A 20,013-nucleotide genomic window follows, 5' to 3' on the forward strand; every position below is an offset into this window, starting at 1 on the left:
ATAACCGGTAATGTGTTGAAAAATAGAAAGAAGTGTCTAAAATGAGTCAAAGAGATGTGACCAGAAACAACCTGATAGAAGCATTTTGGGATATTTATAAAATAAAACCTCTGTCAAAAATTACCGTTAAAGAGATAACAGATAAAGCAGGATATAACCGCGGAACATTTTATACATACTTCAGTGATATAAATGAAATTTTGACTCTGCTTAAAGAAGGCTTAATCCCGACAAGAGATATGATTATCGGTCCGCTGATGATGCTCGATAAAAACGGCGGCAATATTTTCGATACTCTGGAGCGGACGAATGATTACGTCAAAGAACACAGTGATAAAATTTCAGTTCTGATTGGACCTGAAGGTGATCCCAGCTTTGTTCACGAATTTAAAATGCGTATCAGAATGATTATTATGGATTACGTTTATGAACTTAAAATTAAAGAACCTGAAAAAATCGAGTACATTATAGAATACCAATTATCAGCTCTTATCGGTATGTTTCAATTATGGCTGGAGAAGAACGGGGAAGTTGATGAAATAATTCTGGGTAATTTCGTTGAAGATATTTCGAATCAGGGCGTTACAACCTTAATGACTTCCATGCTGAATAATAAGGAGTAAATCAACCCCCGGAACTGTTTCTCAGTTCCGGGGGTTTAAGCTGCAGTTATTATTTTCTTCTCCATAATTCAAAAGTATGTTCATATAAATTTTTTTCATCAATAATACCTTTTTCAGTTTTAACCAGTTCAAACTTATCATAGTCAAATTTTTCATCGAAATACGTATCGCCTTCAAATGTGTCATGAATGACCGTGCGGTATAATTCATCGACTTCATCTTCGAACATTCTAAATAATACAGCACCGCCGATAATATAAAGATCTTTATCACCAGTCTGTTCAAGTTCAAGTATTTCTTCTTTAGAGTGAACTACTATTGCCCCCGGTGCTTCATAATCCCGCTGTCTTGTTAAGACGATATTCCGGCGGCCGGGGAGCGGTCTGTTCGGAATTGATTCATAAGTTTTTCGGCCGGTCACCATGTCGCCCCGCATCGTTATCTTTTTAAAAAAGGCAACATCAGCAGGCAGACGCCAAGGCAGTGCATCACCTTTACCGATTAGCCTGTTCTCATCTTCTGCCCAAACATAAGCAAGCATATACATCTCTCCTTTGAAACTAAAACTGTTGTTATAAATGTCATACCCTAATGCAGGATGAATCATTCATTTTTATAAAAACCCTTCACACATAAAGTTTATAACACTATGCATTATAAAATAACGCATAGTGTTATTTTATATATTCCGCAAGTAAGTCTTTGTAGAATGAGTCTTTTCCGATAATAACAACACGGTCGCATAAGTCTTTAATTTCATTCATATCATGAGATGTATAAATAATAAGTGTATCGTTGTTCTTCGCATGAGTTTTTAAAAACTCTCCAATTTCTATCCTCGATTTTAAATCGATACCTGCAGTCGGCTCATCCAGCAGCAGAAATTCAGGATTATTTATTAAACTGATAGCCAGGTTTAATTTCCGCTTCATACCCCCGGATAATTTACTGACTTTAGTATCATGTCTGTCGAGCTGTATGTCATTCAGCAGCGTTTTCAATTCATGCACAGATTTCTTAGCAGGTGACAGCTTTTGAAAGAACTTCATATTTTCAATGACAGTTAAATCTTCCCATATAGCAATATCCTGAGGTACATATCCGATAACTGTTCTGTGTGCTTTAAAATACTTTTTGTATGGTTTGCCGTTTAAATACAGTTCTCCGCTATCAGGCTTCGACAAAGTCGCTAAAATTTTCAGCAGTGTTGATTTGCCTGCACCGTTCTCACCAACGAGTCCGATAATCTCTCCCTGCTCTGCGGACATACTGAAGTCCGTCAGCACATGACGCTTACCATAACTTTTATTTACGGAGTTAACTTCCAGCATTGTTATCCCTCCAAATCCAAATGAGTATTAAAACTGCACTGAGAATGAACCATAGAATATTAAGTTCATTCTCTACAAACATCTGCACCGGGTGCAGCGAGGATATTAAAGACAGTCCTGTCAGTGAAACAATAACTGGCATGACTAACTGAAGCGCCAGCCCAATAATCGTTAATGCCACGGCTGCCTGATATAATTTCATCGGGGATTTTACAGAAATGGCCAGTAAAAATGCAATGACATTTATAACAATCCGGTACATGACGAGAGACAGAAAACTAATATCCGCTTCCAGTACTTCTTTTATCACCACATAAGTAACACTGTCTATTATCAACATCACAGCGGTCATAAGAACTAACGTCAGCAGCATAAACTTCGTATATGAATGCTTCATAAAATTAAATCTGACCCTGGCACTGCTGATAGTTTCACGTGTAACAAAATCGAACGTAAAAATAGTTACGGTGAACGTAATATAAGCCCAAACCATCCATGGATGAAAGGCTGGTGTTTCTTCGATATCAGCCGATTCTCCAAGGAAATAAAACATCTGTTGCAAGAGATTCGTATCTGTTTCTGTACGTTTGCGTTCAGCTGCTATATCTTCAGCAGTCACAGCTGTCTCATCCAGCAGATTATTCTGCAGCTCCAGCACATAATCAACAGTCGTGTATTCACCCATCTTTTCCTGTACGAGCGAGGCTGCCAGTTCTTTTGCCGGTTCATAGTAAATCGAACGATCTGTATAATACGTTTCAATTAAGTCCCTGCGCTGACCTTCACGTATTTTTTCTGCAAAGTCTTCCGGCAGTATAAACACACTGTCCAGCCTGTATTGCTCCAGCTCTCTTATTGCAGCTGTGCTGTTTTCTGTATTAAATACTTCAACCGCCATAAATTCACTGCTCTTAAGCCCTTCTATAAAGATATTTGCTTCTGCACTGCTTTCATGGACAACTACTGCTGCAGGCACTCTGAAGTCTTCTCTGGTGTTGTTAAACACATTTGTAACGACGAGTGTCAGCAGCAATGGCACAGTGAGCCACAACGATATTTTAGGAAGCTGCCGCTTTATGAGCAGCCATCTCGCACATATCATATCCATCATAAGAATCGACCCTCCTTCAGGACACTTAAGACGAGCAGCAGCACTGCAGCTATCCCGAATGTCACTATCATAATGTCGATCTCCATAGTAAAGCGGCCGTTTAATATAATTTCTTCAATCCAGGATAATGATTGATAACTGTACATATAGTCAAAAAATGTATCCAGATAAATAGGAAAGTATATTCTCGGAATTATACTGCCGGCGAACAGTATAATCATGAGCAGTACCGCAAGCTGAACCACCATACTGATTTTAAACGATGGAAGCAGCCAGTCGATAATAATCATAATCATCACTGTAATAAATATGTGAAGAGCAATCAGAATAAGCAGCCTCAGCAGATTTTCTATTTCCAGATCAATACCGCCGAGCATTAAGACTCCATACGTAAAAAGGGCAGAAGCAATTGTAATAATTGTGCCGATTGACAGCACCTTGGCAAGGCCCTGAGCGAGGTAAGTCACTCCGAATACTCTCATCCGTTCCTCGAGATTACTGCCGGCATCACGCATTAAAGCGATGTACAGCATATACACCCAGACAGTCATTATAATGAACAGGCCGTTCACGATAAAATACATATTTCCCGCGCTGATATTTTGTGCTGTTTGGTGTTCATCCATCAAAGTATCACTCGAGAGCACCTGAATAAACTGACTCACAAACTCTTCGAAAATTAAGTTCTGCCTTGCCTCATCAGTCATGCCGAATTCACGAGCATAATGATTAATCGTTAATATATTGGCCTGTGAATTCCGGATATGTCTGACGACTGTATCAATTACGCTGCTGATTACATAACTCTCCAGCTGCATATCCGGATTACCAACGACAATCAGTTCACTTGATTCCCCCTTCATCATCTTTTCCGTGAATTTCCCGGGGAATATTATATATGAAACAAGTGTATCGTTTTCAATCATCAGTTTTGCATCAGATTCCGATACTTCAATAATCTCAAGTCCATCCGCTGCCTCAGCTGAGCCTGCGAGCGCCGAGACAATCACAGCTGTCTCGGCACTGTCATCCAGATTTACAAGGCCGACAGACATTTTATCCTCATCATCAAATGACAGGAGTGAGCTGAGCATCCAGATTATCAGTCCAATAAAAATAACCGGTGAAATTAAAATAAGAGGAAGTGTCAGCCACTTCCTCTTAAGTCTGCTGATGTCGTTAGCGATGAATACAAATATATGCTTCATTATTCTCATCGCTGACGCATCCTTTCTTTTTTAATTAAAATCCTGTCGGAGCACCGAATTTTTCATTCATCCACTCTTCGAACGCGGGACCAACTTCATCGTTAAAGTACGCATCAAGTTCTTCCATACTCATCTGGCCGATATTTTTCTCGTTATCCTCACCAGGCATTTCAATTTCACTTACCGTCTGGCTGTCGCTTGTCAGATTCAACACGAAAGTATCTCTCGTTACATTGATACCATCGTCAGCATACAGGGTCATATCACCAGTTGCCTGGTCTTCATTGTACACAGAGTTGCTTTCCATGAATAATGTCAGCGGCGAACCGGTCATTTGTTCGTTAAAGTTAATATCCATATTCCAGACTTCACTGTCTTCTTCCTCTGTTTTAACAGAGTTGATGACAAACAGATCTTCTGAATCCGCTCTTAATGTGATCACATCTTCATAACCTGATTCAGTTTCATTTAAATCAGCAGTATAGCCTATTACTGATTCCATAGTCTCATCAGAGAATGTCATATCATAATTAAAGACTGTGCTGTCTTCAGAAATTTCTGTAGTTCCATCGACTGCAATCTGGCCTGTAGATCCATCAACCGTAATTGACGTATCGAAATCACGCTGAATGATATTATCGTCGCCGTCTGTCCAGACAACAGATGTTAAACCTTCAGGGAAGCCGACATCTTCTATATTTTCTGCCGCTTCTTTTAATGAGTTGTTAAACTCGGTTGCTGCGTTTTCCGCAGAAGGCGCTTCCGGGTTGCCAAGGTTTGCGGCCATCATCTGAGTTTCGATAATGTTTGCAAGCTCTTCATCTTCTGCCATCTTATTAAATAAGTCTTTTAAGAACGTGTGAATCTGTTCTTCTGTTAATGTCATCGTCAGTTTATCAGCGTTCACTGTATTATCACCGACAGTAATTTCTTCACTTTCCGACTCAAACGCGTCATCCGGTAAGTTCTCTCTAATGAAAGTTGAATATTCATCAATGAAATATTCCCGCTGAGTTTCTGTCAGTGCACTGGTTTCAAAGAACATTGAGTAATCGATCTCTTCTTCACCTGTAAAAGTTGCCGGGTCAAGAGTATTCAGAAACGTTGCTGCATCCGCTTCATTCACTACCATATATTCTTCGATGAACGGCAATGTAAGTCCCGCTTTTTCACCTGTGATATATGCATTTACATCTGAAATAGATAAGCCCGCTATATCTGCATTAAGCCCCATCGTACTGACTTCATTCGCCATATCCTGACCGATTGTCAGATCAATATTAGAGTTATTAATCATCTGATCAATACCCATCTCCTGGAATGAAGGATCGTTTGTTTCTGCTGTAATGCCTAATGTTGACTCAATCGCATTTTGCTCGGCATGTTCATACCAGTCAAGTTCACTCTCAAAACGTTCCTCAAATAACTCGAAAGTACCTTCAACCTCGTCCAGTTCCGCCATTAAGTAATTGTTTTTCGGGTTGTTCACCATCGTCTGAAACAAAATGTATGCCCCGACTGCCAATACTGCAATAACACCGACCGATATCCCTAAAATTGTTAAACCTTTTTTCCCCATATTAAATTCTCCATTCTGCTGCGTTAATTTACTCTAATATTATATTTAGTTCATATTTTACCATATATTATGTCTAAAATGTGACGCCCGTTGGATTTTATACTTATGAGTTAAATATTGATAATATAATAAAGAAAGCAATTTACGAGAAGGATGGGATGTTATGAGACTTAAAAATAAAATCGCAGTCGTTACCGGGGGGAGTCAGGGAATAGGACGCGGCGTCGTGCAAGTTTTTGCAGAAGAAGGAGCAAAAGTTGTTATTGCTGATATAGATGCTGAAGCAGGCGAAAACACTGTAAAAGATTTAATTGATAAAAACCTCGATGTCCGTTTTCATAAAACAGATGTCAGTAATGAAGAAGATGTTAAAAGTTTAATTGAATACACGATAAATGAATTCGGAAAATTAGATGTTTTAGTAAATAACGCCGCAATTAATTTCCGAAAATCTGTGCACGAAACATCGCTCGAAGAATGGAACAATTTAATGGGAATAAATTTAACAGGACCATTTCTGTGCAGCAAGTATGCTATACCTGAAATGCAGAAACAGGACACTTCATCGATTATCAACATGGTATCATGGCATGCTGAAACAACAATTACGAGGCTCGCAGCATATGCAAGTGCAAAAGGCGGACTGACAGCTTTAACACGTCAGATGGCACTCGATTACGGACAACATCAGATTCGTGTCAATGCAGTCGGTCCAAGTTCTGTCGACACACCGCTTCTCCATAAAACTTTTGCAAGTCTCGAAAACCCGGAGAAATCATTTGAAGAATCATTGGCTTTCAATCCGATGGGACGCGTCGGCACAGTCGACGATATCGCTAAAGCATGTCTATTTTTAGCGTCAGATGATTCAACTTACGTCAGCGGCCAGACCATACTGGTCGACGGCGGACAAAGCAACAAAATAGCGAGACCAATAGAATTTGACTGATAAATAGGGGGGGACTACCATGTGAGCTTGACATCGTCATCCAAACGCTGCCGAACTACCATGTGAGCTCCACATCGTCATCCAAACTCATTTTCTCCAAGCAAATACGGCTCAAAATCCTCATTCCAGGATTTTGAGCCGCTTCTTTATTTTTTAGGCTGATAAAGCAGTGTCTGTACGAAAAATGCAACAAAACTTAAGAGCAATGTAACACCGCCACCGATGTAGACGATAAGTGTAACTGCAGCCGGAAGATTGAATGACACAACATTAGTTAAGAACATTCCTAAAACCAGACCTGTCGTACCGATAATGGCAGACCAGACATGGAATTTCGATAATGCATTATATTTAACTTCAAATACTTTATAAAAAAATGGACCATGAGAATAAACTTAACCATCCCACGACTAAAATATGTGCGTGAATCGGTCTTAGTGCATATGATCCTGAACCTGCCATATGTGCGCCCATTACAGAACCAATCAGCCCAAAAACTCCTGAGAATACGAGTAAAAGTTTAACTGGATTATTCATAATAACTTCCTTTCAGTGACTATTTACCTTATATTCTATAATCGCAATATGAACAGAGTATGAACAGGATTGATAAAATAATATATAAATAAAGCCGCGTGTAACTTTCAGTTAGATACTGAGAGTTATACGCGGCAGTTTAAATTAGTTTATCTTAATCCAAGGAATGATAATACAGCTAAAATAACTACAATCAACCCAATAATATAAATAATATTTCTCATTTTATTTGCCCCCTGTTATTGTCTTAAAAATTACATTCCCCGAACTTACCTCCTGAAAACATTAATTTTACTTCAGACCTGTCGTTCTGATTTCATACCTCTATAACAGGGTATGGTTTAAATATGCTTACTTACAGATAAATTTATATACAGAGGTGGATTTCATGTCATATATACGCGTGCATGGTGCGAATCAAAATAACTTAAAAAATGTGAGTGTCGATATTCCAAAACATCAGCTGACTGTCTTTACCGGTCGTTCGGGTTCAGGAAAGTCTTCACTTGTGTTCAACGTCCTGGCTGCGGAGTCCGAACGTCTCTTGAATGAGACTTACTCTAGTTACATCCAGCATCAGCTGACGCAATATGAAAAACCTGATGTCGACAGAATAGAGAATCTGCCGGTCTCAATGGTTATTAACCAGAAAAAACTCGGCGGCAATTCACGTTCAACAGTTGGCACAATTTCCGATATATATTCATCCGTTCGCTTATTATGGTCGCGCGTCGGCGCACCTTTTGTCGGTTATTCCAATGTTTTTTCATTTAATAACCCGAGCGGCATGTGCGAACGCTGTCAGGGTCTGGGTTATGTCGAAGATATCGATTTAAATGAACTGCTGGATTTTGATAAGTCTTTAAACGAAGATGCGATTAAATTCCCGTCATTCAGACCGGACAGCTGGAGAGGCAAGCGTTACTTATACAGCGGGCTGTTCGATAACGATAAAAAACTGAAAGATTATACAAAGGAAGAAATGGATACATTTCTTTATACAAAACCGAGAAAGATTAAAAATCCGCCGGATAACTGGCCGCGCACTGCGAAGTTTGAAGGGCTGATTCACCGCTTCCGGCGTTCATTCCTGCTTAATGATAACTTTGAAAAAAAACGTTTCTTAACAGATGTGAAACGTGTTGTTACCAGTCAGAAATGCCCGGACTGTGAAGGTAAACGACTGAACGATAAAGTTCTCAGCTGTAAAATTAACGGCGCAAGTATTGCTGACTTCACAGCATTATCAATTGATGATGCGATTAAGTTTCTTAAAGCGTTAAATGATGAGAAAGCTAAGTTTATCGTTAAACCGCTGCTTGAACAGATGGAAGCTCTCGCTTATATCGGCTTAAATTATTTAACACTCAATCGTGAAACGCTGACATTGTCAGGCGGAGAATCGCAGCGCATTAAGCTTATCCGCCATCTGAACAGTCCTTTAACCGATCTGGTTTATATTATTGATGAGCCCAGTGTCGGACTCCATCCGGAAGATATAGAGAAAATTAATGAAATCATGCGTTCCATCCGTGATAAAGGCAATACCGTACTCATTGTCGAGCACGATCCTGATGTCATTCATATCGCCGATTATATTATCGATATCGGTCCAGGTGCCGGGCAGCACGGCGGAGAGATTATCTTTAACGGGACTTATGAAGAGCTGATGGAGACGGACACACCAACCAGTATTGCACTTAACCGGAAGCACAGACTGAAAGCAAATCCGCGTCAGCCTGAATCATTTATACAGCTGAAAAACATTACGAAAAATAACTTAAAAGATGTGTCTGTTGATATTCCAAAAGGACTGATGTCAGTCGTGACCGGAGTCGCCGGTTCAGGTAAAAGTACGCTGATTAAAACGGGACTCGGTAAATCGGAAGATGCGATATTTATAGATCAGAAAGCAGTGCAGGCGACAAACCGTTCCAATCTGCTGACTTATATGGATTTATTTGATGAAGTCCGGACATTCTTTAGTAAGCAGACGGGTTTAAGAAAAGGGATGTTCAGCTATAACTCTGAAGGTGCCTGTCCTGAATGTAACGGTAAGGGTGTAATTAAAACAGAACTTGCCTTTATGGCAGACTTTTCACAGGTGTGTGAAGTGTGTAACGGCACGCGTTATAAACAGGAAGTACTTGAAGCGACTGTAAACGGCTATTCTATAGCGGATGTGCTGGCGCTGACTGTAGAAGAGGGCGTGGCGTTATTTAAAAATAACGAGAAAGTTGTATCGCGTCTTAGAAATCTGGAAGCCACAGGGCTTCATTATATGACACTTGGCCAATCTCTGGATACGCTGTCCGGCGGGGAATTTCAGCGTCTGAAATTAAGCCGTTATTTAGACAGTAATGCACAAGATAAAGTATTTATTTTCGATGAACCGACAACAGGACTTCATGAAGATGATATTCCTGTGCTGCTGTCGTGTTTTGAACAATTAATTGAACAGAATAATACCGTCATTCTGATTGAACACAATCTGACGATGATGAGTCATGCAGACTGGATTATCGATGTTGGCCCCGGCCCCGGCATGAGAGGCGGTAACATTTTATACAGCGGTGAGCCTGAAGGACTTCTGGATGTGGAAAATTCAGTCACGGCCGAGCATCTGAAACGATATACAAAACAATAATCCGCTCTTGAGCAGAACTTTAGGATGGACAGATTAATTTGGTTATTATTTAATATTGTAATGTTATTTCACTTTAGTCTATTGGAGGATTTTACTTATATGAATAAGAAATATGAGACTTTGTTTGAAAAAGTCACACTTAAAAATGGAGTCGAATTAAAAAATAAATTTGCGCTTGGACCGATGACACACATTTCATCACATGATGACGGCACAATATCCGAGGCTGAACTTGAATATATGCGTCTCCGTTCCAAAGATGTCGGATTATCTATTTCCGCTGCATCGAATGTAACGGATCTCGGTAAGGCATTTCCGGGTCAGCCGTCGGTTGTCCGTGACACGGATATCGAAGGATTAACGCGTCTTGCTGATGTAATGAAAGAAAACGGAGCAAAAGCAATACTCCAAATTCACCACGGCGGTGCTCAGGCAATTCCGAGATTAACACCGGGGTCTGATTCTGCAGGACCAAGTCCAATTACTATACAGAGCTTTGATGAAACAGAACCCCACGATGTTCGTGAAATTACAGAAGAAGAAGTTCACGAAACGATTAAAGCATTCGGGAAAGCAACACGCCGCGCTGCAGAAGCAGGCTTTGACGGTGTAGAAATACATGGTGCCAACCGCTATCTGATTCACCAGTTCGTATCACCGCATTTCAACAAACGTACTGACGAATGGGGCAAGGACCCTTACAAGTTTGCGATGGAAGTGATCGATGCAGTAACGAAGGCGAAAGAACAGCATGCCAATGATGATTTCATTATCGGCTACCGTTTCTCACCGGAAGAAAAAGAGTCTCCGGGAATCACTATGGAAATCACTGAGGAATTAATCGGCAAACTGATTGAAAAACCGCTCGATTACCTGCACGTATCATTAAGCGAAGTGCACTCGAAAACACGCGAAGGTAAATATGCAGATACAGAACGTGTCGAACTGATTCATAAATGGATTGGCGGACACATACCGCTGGTAGGAGTCGGTTCAGTATTTACAGCAGATCAGGCTCTGCGCGCCATTGAAGAAGGCAATATGGAAATGATCGCTCTCGGCAGAGTGATGCTTCTGGATTATAACTTTATCAGCAAAATCGAAGAAGGCAGAGAAGATGAGATTTTCGAATACTTTGACCGTGACAGAGAAGATAAATATAATCTCCCTGAACTGTTATGGAAACAGCTGGATAACGGCGTTTACCCAATGCCGAAAAAATAATATCAGAACAAAAAACAACCCGGACATAACTTTCCAGGTTGTTTTTATAATCAAAAATCGTTTTTCCTATTGCGCTTTCTCCACATCAATTCAATATATCCTGTTCCAAACAGGACACCGATAACAACCAGTACAAATCCTGCGATTTGCGAACTGCTGATTGTTTCATTTAAAAATATCATCGAGAAAATCACACCGAAGAATGGCACGAAGTTATTAAAGATAACCGTTTGTCCAGCGCCTATTTCTTTAATAGCTGAATTGTACACAATATAGCCGAAGCCGGTGACGATAATACCTGACAGCACAAACAGCAGATATACATACGGTTCTGCTGAGAACATCTTGCTGATACCCCCGGGTTCGACGATAAAGCTCACAATAACCAGGCCGATTGAACCTGTTAAAAACATCATTGCTGTCGTTTGAGTCGGGCTCAGTGTCATCGTTACTTTTTTTATAAATATAAAACTCAGTGCCTGTGTAAACATCGATATAAATATCAGTATTTCACCCAGTGAGAAGTTAAAGTTTTTAAAGGACTCTCCCTGGATAAAAAATACGCCAGCCAGGGCAATCAGTATACCGAGTATTCTTGCCGGAGTCAGTTTTTCACCGAGAAATATAACTGCCATTACCGCAGTTGTTAAAGGTACCAGCGCAAGAATTAATGCTGCATTTGAAGCTTCGATCATCGTCAGCGATATTGCAAGCAGTGCATGGTGCAGTATCACTCCGAAGACCATCCCGAGCAGCATATACTTCCATTCGTATCCGGTCATTTTCCGTATCGAACGCGAGAGTATCAAAATGGTCATCGTTGTAATTCCTGCAAGCATTACCCGAAAAGCAGTCATCGTTGCCGGAGGCAGTTCCGTCACCAGCACTTTAAGAATAACTATATTTATTCCCCATAAAACCATAATCGTAAAGACCAATGAATAGATTAGTATCTGTCTTTTCTGATTCACCTGCATCCCTCCGGGACTTGTTTTATATTTATTCAGATTAAGTATGCCATAAAGAGCCCGTACTGCTTAACTTTAATCATCGTAATGCGCAGCGTTATTTTATAACGCTATACATTACACGTTTAATCTATGGGTTTTCATCGACTTTTATTCTTGCTTTTTTATAAACTGCTTCAGGAAATCCATACAGTCTCAACAGTTCAATTGCGTTCGAACTCGTCGCAATTCCATCTTTAATTTTGTAGTCAAATTCGATATCATCTTCAATCAGCGTTTCACTGAAGTGATAGAAATCCAGTTCACCATCCAGCAGATCTGTCAGTTCCATATCATGTGTTGCTGCAATTAAATTAACGTTTTCCTGTTCATGCAGATAGCGTAAAAACGATTCTCCTGCAGCAAGTCTTTCTATCGTATTTGTCCCTTTGAATATTTCATCGATAATACAGTAAACCGTCCCGTCAAATTCTTCAATTTCATCCACAATACGTTTTAATGATTTTACTTCACTGATAAAGTAACTGTCTCCTTCAATAACACTGTCGGTAATTTCCATCGACGATATCACTTTACCGGGAGTGTAATTAAACACTGTACTGGTTGAAGTATTCAGTCCGTTACTCGTTATAACGTTTACACCAAGTGCTTTCATAAATGTAGACTTACCTGCAGCATTAGACCCTGTCAGTAAAATATCATTCGTAAAATTAAGCTCATTATCCACCGCATCTGAAACGAGCGGGTGGTACAGTCCTTCTGTTTTTAAAGGTGTATTTTCTGCAGAAGGGACTGTGTAATACGGCAGCATTTCTCTCCACATTGCAAGACTGTAATGCATATCGAGGTCAGCGGTATAACGCCAGCCTGCTTTATATAAGTCATAGTTTTTGTTCAGCGTTCCGTGAGCAGCATGATACAGATGGTAATCAATTAAAAACATGAGTTTAAATGCTGCGAAAATTTGCACAGCCATATTCATTTCACCTGCACTATCATCATTCACAAACAGCGGACTGATAAAAGACAGCCTTTTTAAACCTTTACTATTAAATCTGGAATTCAAATTACCCGCAGTAACGATAATGTTAATCGCGTAAAAAATATCACCGTAATCAAGACCTGTCGAACCTTTATGTTTATGCGAGAAGTATGCGTTTAACCCGAATCCTCCTAAAATCAGCAGCAGTGAAATATAAGGATTTATGAAAAAGAGTAATACTCCGATAATCGGCATAAAAGATAACAATATAAACAGCGGGTTATATTTTTTAACAGGCATAAATTCATACATGAATTTACTCGTATTTGAGTTGCCTGATCTGCCAAGTTTAGCCAGACGGTAAGAAACATCTTTCCGAAATTCCTCATCCCTTTTAATCTTAAGGAGCAGTTCTTCATCTATATTATTGTGTTCCTGTGCATTGCGCAGCGCAGCATACAGATTCTCCGTGCCAATCGTCGTAAATGTATAATTCATTTTCTCAAGCAGTCTGCCGATATCAAGGTCATTCCATGTTTCATCATCGACAATATTACGGTCTTCTGTATGCTCATTTTCTATAATATTAACGAAGTAATTATGATAGTGAATATAATATTCCGGCTTGGTTTCAAGCCTTTCTCGGCTGCTCCATAAAGTTTCTATATCTTTTTTCAGTTTAAAGTGTTCATAGATTTTTATAATCAGTGAAACAATCATAATTAAAAACATAACAATGATAAATAGGTACAGTGTCTGAATGCTGATCACCCTTCTTTTTGATGTGCAATTATTTAATAATAATTTTATCATTAATATGAAAATATACTACATTATAAACCGTATATGTAAAGTTATAAAATAAATACTATATTTATAAACTGTCCAACTATTCCGGATAGTTCATTTAATATATAACCCCCGTAGCCGTTATGATATATTAGGTTAGATATTTATGGATTCGGGGGAATTGGCCATGGCGCTGTTTGGAACAATCGTAGATGCACTCGCTATTATTTTAGGCAGCATCATCGGTCTTTTTTGGAGAAATATTAATGAGAATATGAAATCTACTATCCTTCAGGCACTGTCCATTACAGTACTTGTGATCGGGATTGATATGGCGCTCGAAGCGAACAATATACTTATCGTAGTCGTAGCCAGTCTCGCACTTGGTTCAATGCTTGGTGAAAAGTGGGATATAGAAGATAAAATGAATCATTTCGGCATCTGGCTCGAAACAAAAACAGGAGCAAGCGAAGGCGGCGCAGCCGCTGCTTTTGTTACTGCAACTCTAGTATATGTAGTAGGTGCTGTAAGCATCATCGGTGCCCTCGACAGCGGACTTAGAAATGATCACACTGTTTTATTAACAAAAGCATTAATCGACGGTGTTCTCGCTATTTTCCTGACTTCGACGATGGGAATCGGGATTATGTTCTCAGCAATCTCCGTATTTCTGTTCCAGGGAGCGATTGCATTATCAGCATCTCAAATCAACCGTTTTATACAGCCTGATCTGATGGATGATATTATTATCGCTATAACAGGGACAGGCGGCATTATGATTATTGCAATTGGAATCAGACTGATCGGCCTGATGAACATAAGGGTAGCCAATATGCTGCCTGCAATATTATTTGCAGTGCTGTTTGTAGTCATTCAATATTACTGGGAAACTATCAGTTTATTCTTTGTACAAATGTTCTAGCTGCTGAGGAGATGAGAATGTTATGGAAGATGAACAGCTCAATATATTCGATTCTAAAGGTAAGTTCACGGGCACAGCTTCACGTGCCGATGCTCATAAAAAAGGCCTGTGGCATGAAACGTTTCACTGCTGGTTCATCAGTAACGAAGAAGACAGAGTCTTCATCCACTTCCAGCTGAGAAGTCCGTATAAGAAAGACTTTGCAAGTATGCTGGATATCACAGCGGCCGGTCACTTAAATTCCGATGAAGACGTTAAAGACGGTGTCCGGGAAATTAAAGAAGAACTTGGCATCAGTCTGACACTTAATGATTTAATTTATACAGGCACAGTACCGGATGAAATTGTCATTGATGATTTTAACGACAGGGAACTGTGTCATGTATTTATATATAAGATTCCTGAAAATACCGAACCTGATTATGTATTTATGGATGATGAGGTAGCGGACATTGTGAAAATTGAACTGTCTGCGTTTGAAAAACTGTGGTCTGAAAAGACATACTCGATTAATATTGATAGTAAATCGATTAACAGAAACAGTTTTGTACCGCATGAGAACCGTTATATTGACACTGTTATAAAGAGTATTAAACAGTTCGCTTTGCAATATTTTTGAAATTAATTTCAGAATCGTGTTGACATTAATTTAACTCTGCCATATAGTTAGTATAAATTAAATAATCAAATAACTTACTTTCTTATCAAGAGAGATGGAGGGACTGGCCCTATGAAATCTCGGCAACAGACATTATGTACTGTGCCAAATCCTGTAGCAGCATGCTAAAAGATGAGAAGAGCGAATATACATTGCCCTCTTCTTATATTTTAAGGAGAGGTTATTTTCTTTTTACAAAGAATGTATATCTGGTTTTTAAAAACACCGGTCATATACTGGTGTATTTTTATTACATTTTTTAATTCATACTATTTAACTATGTTTAAGGAGCGTTTTCAATGATTGAGTTTATCGATGTAGACAAAACATATCACGGCAACGATGCACCGATTCATGCCCTCGATAATATTAATTTTAAGGTTGATACCGGAGAAATATACGGTGTCGTCGGTTACAGCGGTGCAGGCAAGAGTACTTTGATTCGCTGTGTGAATCAGCTGGAACGTGTCTCAGCCGGCCAGGTCATTGTCGACGGCAAAGATTTAACAACACTGGAACCTGCAGAACTGAGAGTAACGAAAAAGCGAATCGGTATGATTTTCCAGCATTTTAATTTATTAAATTCAAAGACTATCTATACGAACGTAGCGATGCCGCTGATTTTAAACAAAACTCCAAAGGATGAAATTAAGAAGCGTGTTACGGAACTGCTGGAGTTCGTCGGTCTGTCGGATAAAGCATCGCAATATCCTGATCAGCTGTCAGGCGGCCAGAAACAGCGTGTGGGTATTGCCCGGGCACTCGCGACCAATCCTTCTATTCTTTTATGTGATGAAGCAACGTCGGCTCTTGATCCTCAGACAACCGATTCCATTCTGGAACTGCTGAGAAAGATTAATAAAGAGTACAATATTACGATTTTGCTGATTACGCATGAAATGTCGGTTATCCGGGATGTCTGCCATAAAGTCGCAGTCATGGAAAACGGGAAAATAATTGAACGCGGTTCGGTGTTCGATGTGTTCACGAATCCGCATACTGAAACCGGCAGAAGATTCGTCAATACGGTCATGCAGACGGAGCTGCCGAATTACGTTGAAGAACTGATTCAAGACAGCGACAACAGTCAGTTTATTTACAGAATTAACTTTATCAGCAAGCTTGCTGTAAAACCGTATCTGTCACAAATCAGTAAGTTGTATGATCTTGATGTCAATGTGCTGTTCGGTAATATTACGGAACTGCAGGGTGTCCCTTTCGGTAATTTAATCGTTCAGTTCGACGGTTCGAAGGATGAACTCACAAAAGCTCTGCTTTATTTAGAAGAAAACAATGTTCAATACAGTGAGGTGAATACATATGCTCGTTAGCTGGGGTACAATACTCGAAGCATTTTTAGAAACTGTGCAGATGGTCAGTATTTCATTTATCTTTTCAGTCATACTCGGACTGCCGCTCGGTATTTTACTGTATGTCACAAGGGCAGGCCAGATTTTAGAGAATAAAATCGTATTTACAATATTAAACGGCATCATTAACGTGTTCCGTTCACTGCCGTTCATTATCCTGCTCGTGGCAATCATTCCGGTAACGAAGTTTATCGTCGGAACATCAATCGGAACTGAAGCTGCAATTGTACCGATGGTATTTTTTGCAGGTCCTTACATTTCAAGACTCGTTGAAAGTTCATTGCTTGAAGTCGACGAGGGCGTGCTCGAAGCTGCGGATGCAATGGGTGCAACGCCGATGCAGACAATTATTAAATTCGTTCTGCCTGAAGCTCTTGGATCGCTCATTGTGAACTTTACTATTTCTATTATCGGTCTCGTCGGTGCATCTGCAATGGCCGGCACAGTCGGTGGGGGCGGTATCGGTGATTTAGCGATTACTTACGGTTATCAAAGGTTCGATACAGTCACAATGCTGATTACAGTCGTTATATTAATTATTATGGTTCAGGGTCTGCAGTCTGCAGGCAACAAATTCGCAAGAGTTGTAAGAAGAAGATAATAACAGGAGGAAATATATTATGAAAAAAGTTGTATTATTTACCAGTTTACTTTTAATGGGTATCATCCTGTCAGCATGCGGTGACAGCGAAAAAGAAGAAGTCAAAATCGGTATCAGCGGCACTGACACAGCTGTCTGGGATTACGTTGCAGAGAAGGCTTCAGAAGAAGATATTGAAATTGAAATTGTATCATTCAACGATTATGTACAGCCTAATACTGCACTTGCTGACGGTGAAATTGATTTGAACTCATTCCAGACTGTCGCATATTTTGATGAATTTATCGAAGAAAGAAATCTTGATTTAGTGCCGATTGCTACTACGAACCTTGCACCCATGGGTATTTACTCTGATTCATTAACAGATGTAAAAGACATTCCGGATGGCGGCACAATTGCACTGCCTAATGACGTGTCCAACCAGGGCCGTGCATTAATGCTTCTTGAAGATGCCGGTCTGATTACACTGGTTGAAGATTATGATGGTCTCGGCTCAATCGAAAATTCAGTCGTTGAAAACCCAAATGACTATAAATTTGAAGAAGTTGCACCGGCGCAAATCCCGCGCGCTTTAGGAGATGTGGATCTCGGAATTATTAACAACGGTATCGCAAAAGACGCAGGACTTCACCCAATCCATGATTCTATTTACCGCGAAGATGATACAGCGACTGATTATGTGAACATCATCGCATCTAAATCTGAAGATAGAGACAATGAAACATACAACAGAATTGCCGAGCTGTATCAGGAAGCAGATACTGCTGAGTTTATCGAAAAAGAGTACGACGGTGCGTTAATTCCGACAGTACTTGAACTGAGCGAAATCGGCTGGTAAATAAGAGAAGCTCCCTGCATGGGAGCTTTTGATTTTACAGTGATTCTATAAATTTTTCTTCCGCATCGCTTTGCGGATTAAACGTAATATCTTCACTGATATTCTGTTTCATAAACGATGCATACATCTGTTTTGCTACAGGTTGATTGAAGTTTTCCGTAAAACTATAATGCACTTCAATTTCATTATCCAGCGCGCTGTCTGTGCCTGCAAGATAGGCGATAATTCCTTCTTCTGTACACAGCGTTAAATATTTAACATTTTCAAGCTGCAGCTGCTTTTCAAAATCTGCAATCGCTGCCGGTTCGATATTTTTAATTTCCATCAAAAAACTCCTTCCGGTGTTTTTAATCAAATACCCTTTTCCAGGTGGAAACAATCGTCTCTATACCATAGTCCATTTATCTGAATTTATAGATAATTCAGAGCGTGAGCTGTATACTGACTTATATAAACTTAAAAAAGAGGGATAAATATGCGTTTTGAAACAAAAGCAATTCATGCCGGCAGACAGGTCGATCCGGTGACTGGTGCGGTCACAACACCGCTTCACTTGTCCACTACTTACGAAAGATCCGCTGACGGTTCTTATACCGACGGCTTTATGTACAGCCGCGGAGATAATCCAAACCGACGTTCTTTGGAGGAATGTCTAACAGCACTTGAAGAAGGCTATGATTCTGTGACTTTTGCATCTGGCATGGCCGCTATTTCAGCAGTGATTGAATCACTGCCGCAGGATATGCCTCAGCGTATTATTTTACCGGATGATATGTATTTCGGTGTATTGACTTTACTTAATGAAACGGATATCGGCAGAAGGTTTGATATCGTCACTGCAGATATGAGTAATATAGAGGATTTAAAAGCAGCAGTTAAAAGTGAACCGACTGGCTTAATCTGGATTGAAACACCGTCAAATCCTCAGATTAAAATCATCGATATTGCTGCGGTTGTTAGTATTGCAAAAGAGGCAGGTGCAGTAACTGTTGTCGATAATACAACAGCTACACCTGTGCTGCAAAACCCGCTGTCGCTCGGCGCTGATTTTTCACTGCATTCGGTCACTAAATATATCGGGGGTCACAGCGATTTGCTGCTCGGTGCGGTAGTTGCGAAAGAAGACAGTCCAATGCTTCAAAACTTAAGAACATGGCAGCATGCGAAAGGTGCCGTGCCGTCATCGTTCGACTGCTGGCTGGCCCTCCGCGGTGTTCAGACTTTATCGGCAAGAATGTCAGTCCACTGCTCCGGCGCTAAAATTATCGCTGACTTTTTAAATCAACATGATAAAGTAGAAGCCGTATACTATCCAGGTCTCCTTAAGCACCCCGGACACGATATTGCAGCATCACAAATGAGTGATTTTGGCGGACTAATGTCGTTTAAAGTTAAAGGAAAGGCTGAAGCTGCACTAAAAGTAGCCAATACGGTTAAAATCTTTACACAAGCAACGAGTCTAGGCGGCACCCACAGCTATATCGAGCATCGCGCTTCAGTGGAAAAAGAATTAACTAAAGCGCCGGATACACTGCTTCGCTTATCTGTCGGTCTCGAAAACGTTCAGGATCTGCAGGAAGATCTGGCACAGGCGTTATCCGGAATATAAACAATAAGAATAAATTATATTATGAGTAACCTCTGTGTAAACGGGAATATTGCCTGTAACACGGAGG

19 protein-coding genes and 1 riboswitch are annotated in these 20,013 nt (G+C 40.1%); of the genes, 10 read left to right on the forward strand and 9 right to left on the reverse strand.

Annotated features, from left to right (window positions below; genetic code table 11):
- Positions 1-41: 41 nt before the first annotated feature.
- Complete coding sequence (locus HNR41_RS07770) at positions 42-623, forward strand: TetR/AcrR family transcriptional regulator (RefSeq protein WP_184283395.1); 582 nt, start codon at positions 42-44, stop codon at positions 621-623.
- Positions 624-672: 49 nt separating this feature from the next.
- On the opposite strand, the gene HNR41_RS07775 is transcribed toward HNR41_RS07770, so the two are convergent.
- The 5 genes from HNR41_RS07775 to HNR41_RS07795 form a co-directional block, all read right to left on the reverse strand.
- Positions 673-1,164: a dihydrofolate reductase gene (locus HNR41_RS07775; RefSeq protein ID WP_184283397.1), complete on the reverse strand. Its 492-nt coding sequence runs from the start codon at positions 1,162-1,164 to the stop codon at positions 673-675.
- Between the two features lie 133 nt (positions 1,165-1,297).
- A complete protein-coding gene (locus HNR41_RS07780; RefSeq protein ID WP_184283399.1) occupies positions 1,298-1,954 on the reverse strand; it encodes an ABC transporter ATP-binding protein in 657 nt (218 codons plus the stop codon).
- Positions 1,941-3,065, reverse strand: a complete 1,125-nt coding sequence (locus HNR41_RS07785; protein WP_184283401.1) for a hypothetical protein — start codon at positions 3,063-3,065, stop codon at positions 1,941-1,943. The genes HNR41_RS07780 and HNR41_RS07785 overlap by 14 nt, the downstream gene beginning before the upstream one ends.
- Positions 3,062-4,282 carry an ABC transporter permease gene (locus tag HNR41_RS07790; protein WP_221432896.1) on the reverse strand — a complete coding sequence of 407 codons (1,221 nt, stop codon included), beginning with the start codon at positions 4,280-4,282 and terminating at the stop codon, positions 3,062-3,064. The genes HNR41_RS07785 and HNR41_RS07790 overlap by 4 nt, the downstream gene beginning before the upstream one ends.
- A 25-nt stretch (positions 4,283-4,307) precedes the next feature.
- A complete protein-coding gene (locus HNR41_RS07795) occupies positions 4,308-5,852 on the reverse strand; it encodes a DUF6583 family protein (protein WP_184283405.1) in 1,545 nt (514 codons plus the stop codon).
- 163 nt (positions 5,853-6,015) lie between these two features.
- On the opposite strand from HNR41_RS07795, the gene HNR41_RS07800 reads away from it, so the two are divergent.
- The gene (locus tag HNR41_RS07800) at positions 6,016-6,801 is read left to right on the forward strand and encodes an SDR family NAD(P)-dependent oxidoreductase (RefSeq protein WP_026859424.1); all 786 of its coding nucleotides are present in this window, start codon (positions 6,016-6,018) and stop codon (positions 6,799-6,801) included.
- A 146-nt stretch (positions 6,802-6,947) separates the two neighbouring features.
- Here the strand turns inward: HNR41_RS07800 and HNR41_RS11495 are convergent, their stop codons facing one another.
- Positions 6,948-7,085, reverse strand: a complete 138-nt coding sequence (locus tag HNR41_RS11495; protein ID WP_308807849.1) for a hypothetical protein — start codon at positions 7,083-7,085, stop codon at positions 6,948-6,950.
- Positions 7,086-7,726: 641 nt separating this feature from the next.
- Between HNR41_RS11495 and HNR41_RS07810 the strand changes: the two genes are divergently transcribed.
- Positions 7,727-9,985, forward strand: a complete 2,259-nt coding sequence (locus HNR41_RS07810; RefSeq protein WP_184283407.1) for an ATP-binding cassette domain-containing protein — start codon at positions 7,727-7,729, stop codon at positions 9,983-9,985.
- Between the two features lie 99 nt (positions 9,986-10,084).
- Positions 10,085-11,209, forward strand: coding sequence for an NADH-dependent flavin oxidoreductase (locus tag HNR41_RS07815; RefSeq protein WP_184283409.1), 1,125 nt, complete (start codon positions 10,085-10,087; stop codon positions 11,207-11,209).
- A gap of 50 nt (positions 11,210-11,259) precedes the next feature.
- Here the strand turns inward: HNR41_RS07815 and HNR41_RS07820 are convergent, their stop codons facing one another.
- Together HNR41_RS07820 and HNR41_RS07825 are read right to left on the reverse strand one after the other, a co-directional pair.
- Positions 11,260-12,180: a DMT family transporter gene (locus HNR41_RS07820; RefSeq protein WP_184283411.1), complete on the reverse strand. Its 921-nt coding sequence runs from the start codon at positions 12,178-12,180 to the stop codon at positions 11,260-11,262.
- Positions 12,181-12,307: 127 nt separating this feature from the next.
- Positions 12,308-13,891, reverse strand: a complete 1,584-nt coding sequence (locus HNR41_RS07825; RefSeq protein ID WP_186100376.1) for a MutS-related protein — start codon at positions 13,889-13,891, stop codon at positions 12,308-12,310.
- Positions 13,892-14,135: 244 nt separating this feature from the next.
- Here HNR41_RS07825 and HNR41_RS07830 point away from each other — a divergent pair, with 244 nt between their 5' ends.
- From HNR41_RS07830 to HNR41_RS07850, 5 genes are all read left to right on the forward strand, one after another.
- On the forward strand, positions 14,136-14,870 hold the full coding sequence (locus HNR41_RS07830) for a DUF554 domain-containing protein (protein WP_184283415.1): 735 nt from the start codon (positions 14,136-14,138) through the stop codon (positions 14,868-14,870).
- Positions 14,871-14,892: 22 nt separating this feature from the next.
- Positions 14,893-15,489: an NUDIX hydrolase gene (locus tag HNR41_RS07835; protein WP_184283417.1), complete on the forward strand. Its 597-nt coding sequence runs from the start codon at positions 14,893-14,895 to the stop codon at positions 15,487-15,489.
- Between the two features lie 79 nt (positions 15,490-15,568).
- Positions 15,569-15,667: riboswitch (SAM riboswitch) on the forward strand.
- Positions 15,668-15,827: 160 nt separating this feature from the next.
- Complete coding sequence (locus HNR41_RS07840) at positions 15,828-16,859, forward strand: methionine ABC transporter ATP-binding protein (RefSeq protein WP_184283419.1); 1,032 nt, start codon at positions 15,828-15,830, stop codon at positions 16,857-16,859.
- Positions 16,849-17,499, forward strand: a complete 651-nt coding sequence (locus HNR41_RS07845; RefSeq protein WP_184283421.1) for a methionine ABC transporter permease — start codon at positions 16,849-16,851, stop codon at positions 17,497-17,499. Before HNR41_RS07840 ends, HNR41_RS07845 begins: the two co-directional genes overlap by 11 nt.
- Before the next feature lie 19 nt (positions 17,500-17,518).
- Entirely contained in the window at positions 17,519-18,337 is an 819-nt protein-coding gene (locus HNR41_RS07850) for a MetQ/NlpA family ABC transporter substrate-binding protein (protein ID WP_184283423.1), read from the forward strand.
- A 34-nt stretch (positions 18,338-18,371) separates the two neighbouring features.
- Here HNR41_RS07850 and HNR41_RS07855 read toward each other — a convergent pair whose 3' ends face one another.
- On the reverse strand, positions 18,372-18,662 hold the full coding sequence (locus HNR41_RS07855) for a hypothetical protein (protein ID WP_184283425.1): 291 nt from the start codon (positions 18,660-18,662) through the stop codon (positions 18,372-18,374).
- 150 nt (positions 18,663-18,812) lie between these two features.
- Between HNR41_RS07855 and HNR41_RS07860 the strand changes: the two genes are divergently transcribed.
- On the forward strand, positions 18,813-19,946 hold the full coding sequence (locus HNR41_RS07860) for a trans-sulfuration enzyme family protein (RefSeq protein ID WP_184283427.1): 1,134 nt from the start codon (positions 18,813-18,815) through the stop codon (positions 19,944-19,946).
- Positions 19,947-20,013: the final 67 nt, after the last annotated feature.

Source organism: Jeotgalicoccus coquinae, from assembly GCF_014207425.1.
Classification (GTDB): Bacteria; Bacillota; Bacilli; order Staphylococcales; family Salinicoccaceae; genus Jeotgalicoccus; species Jeotgalicoccus coquinae.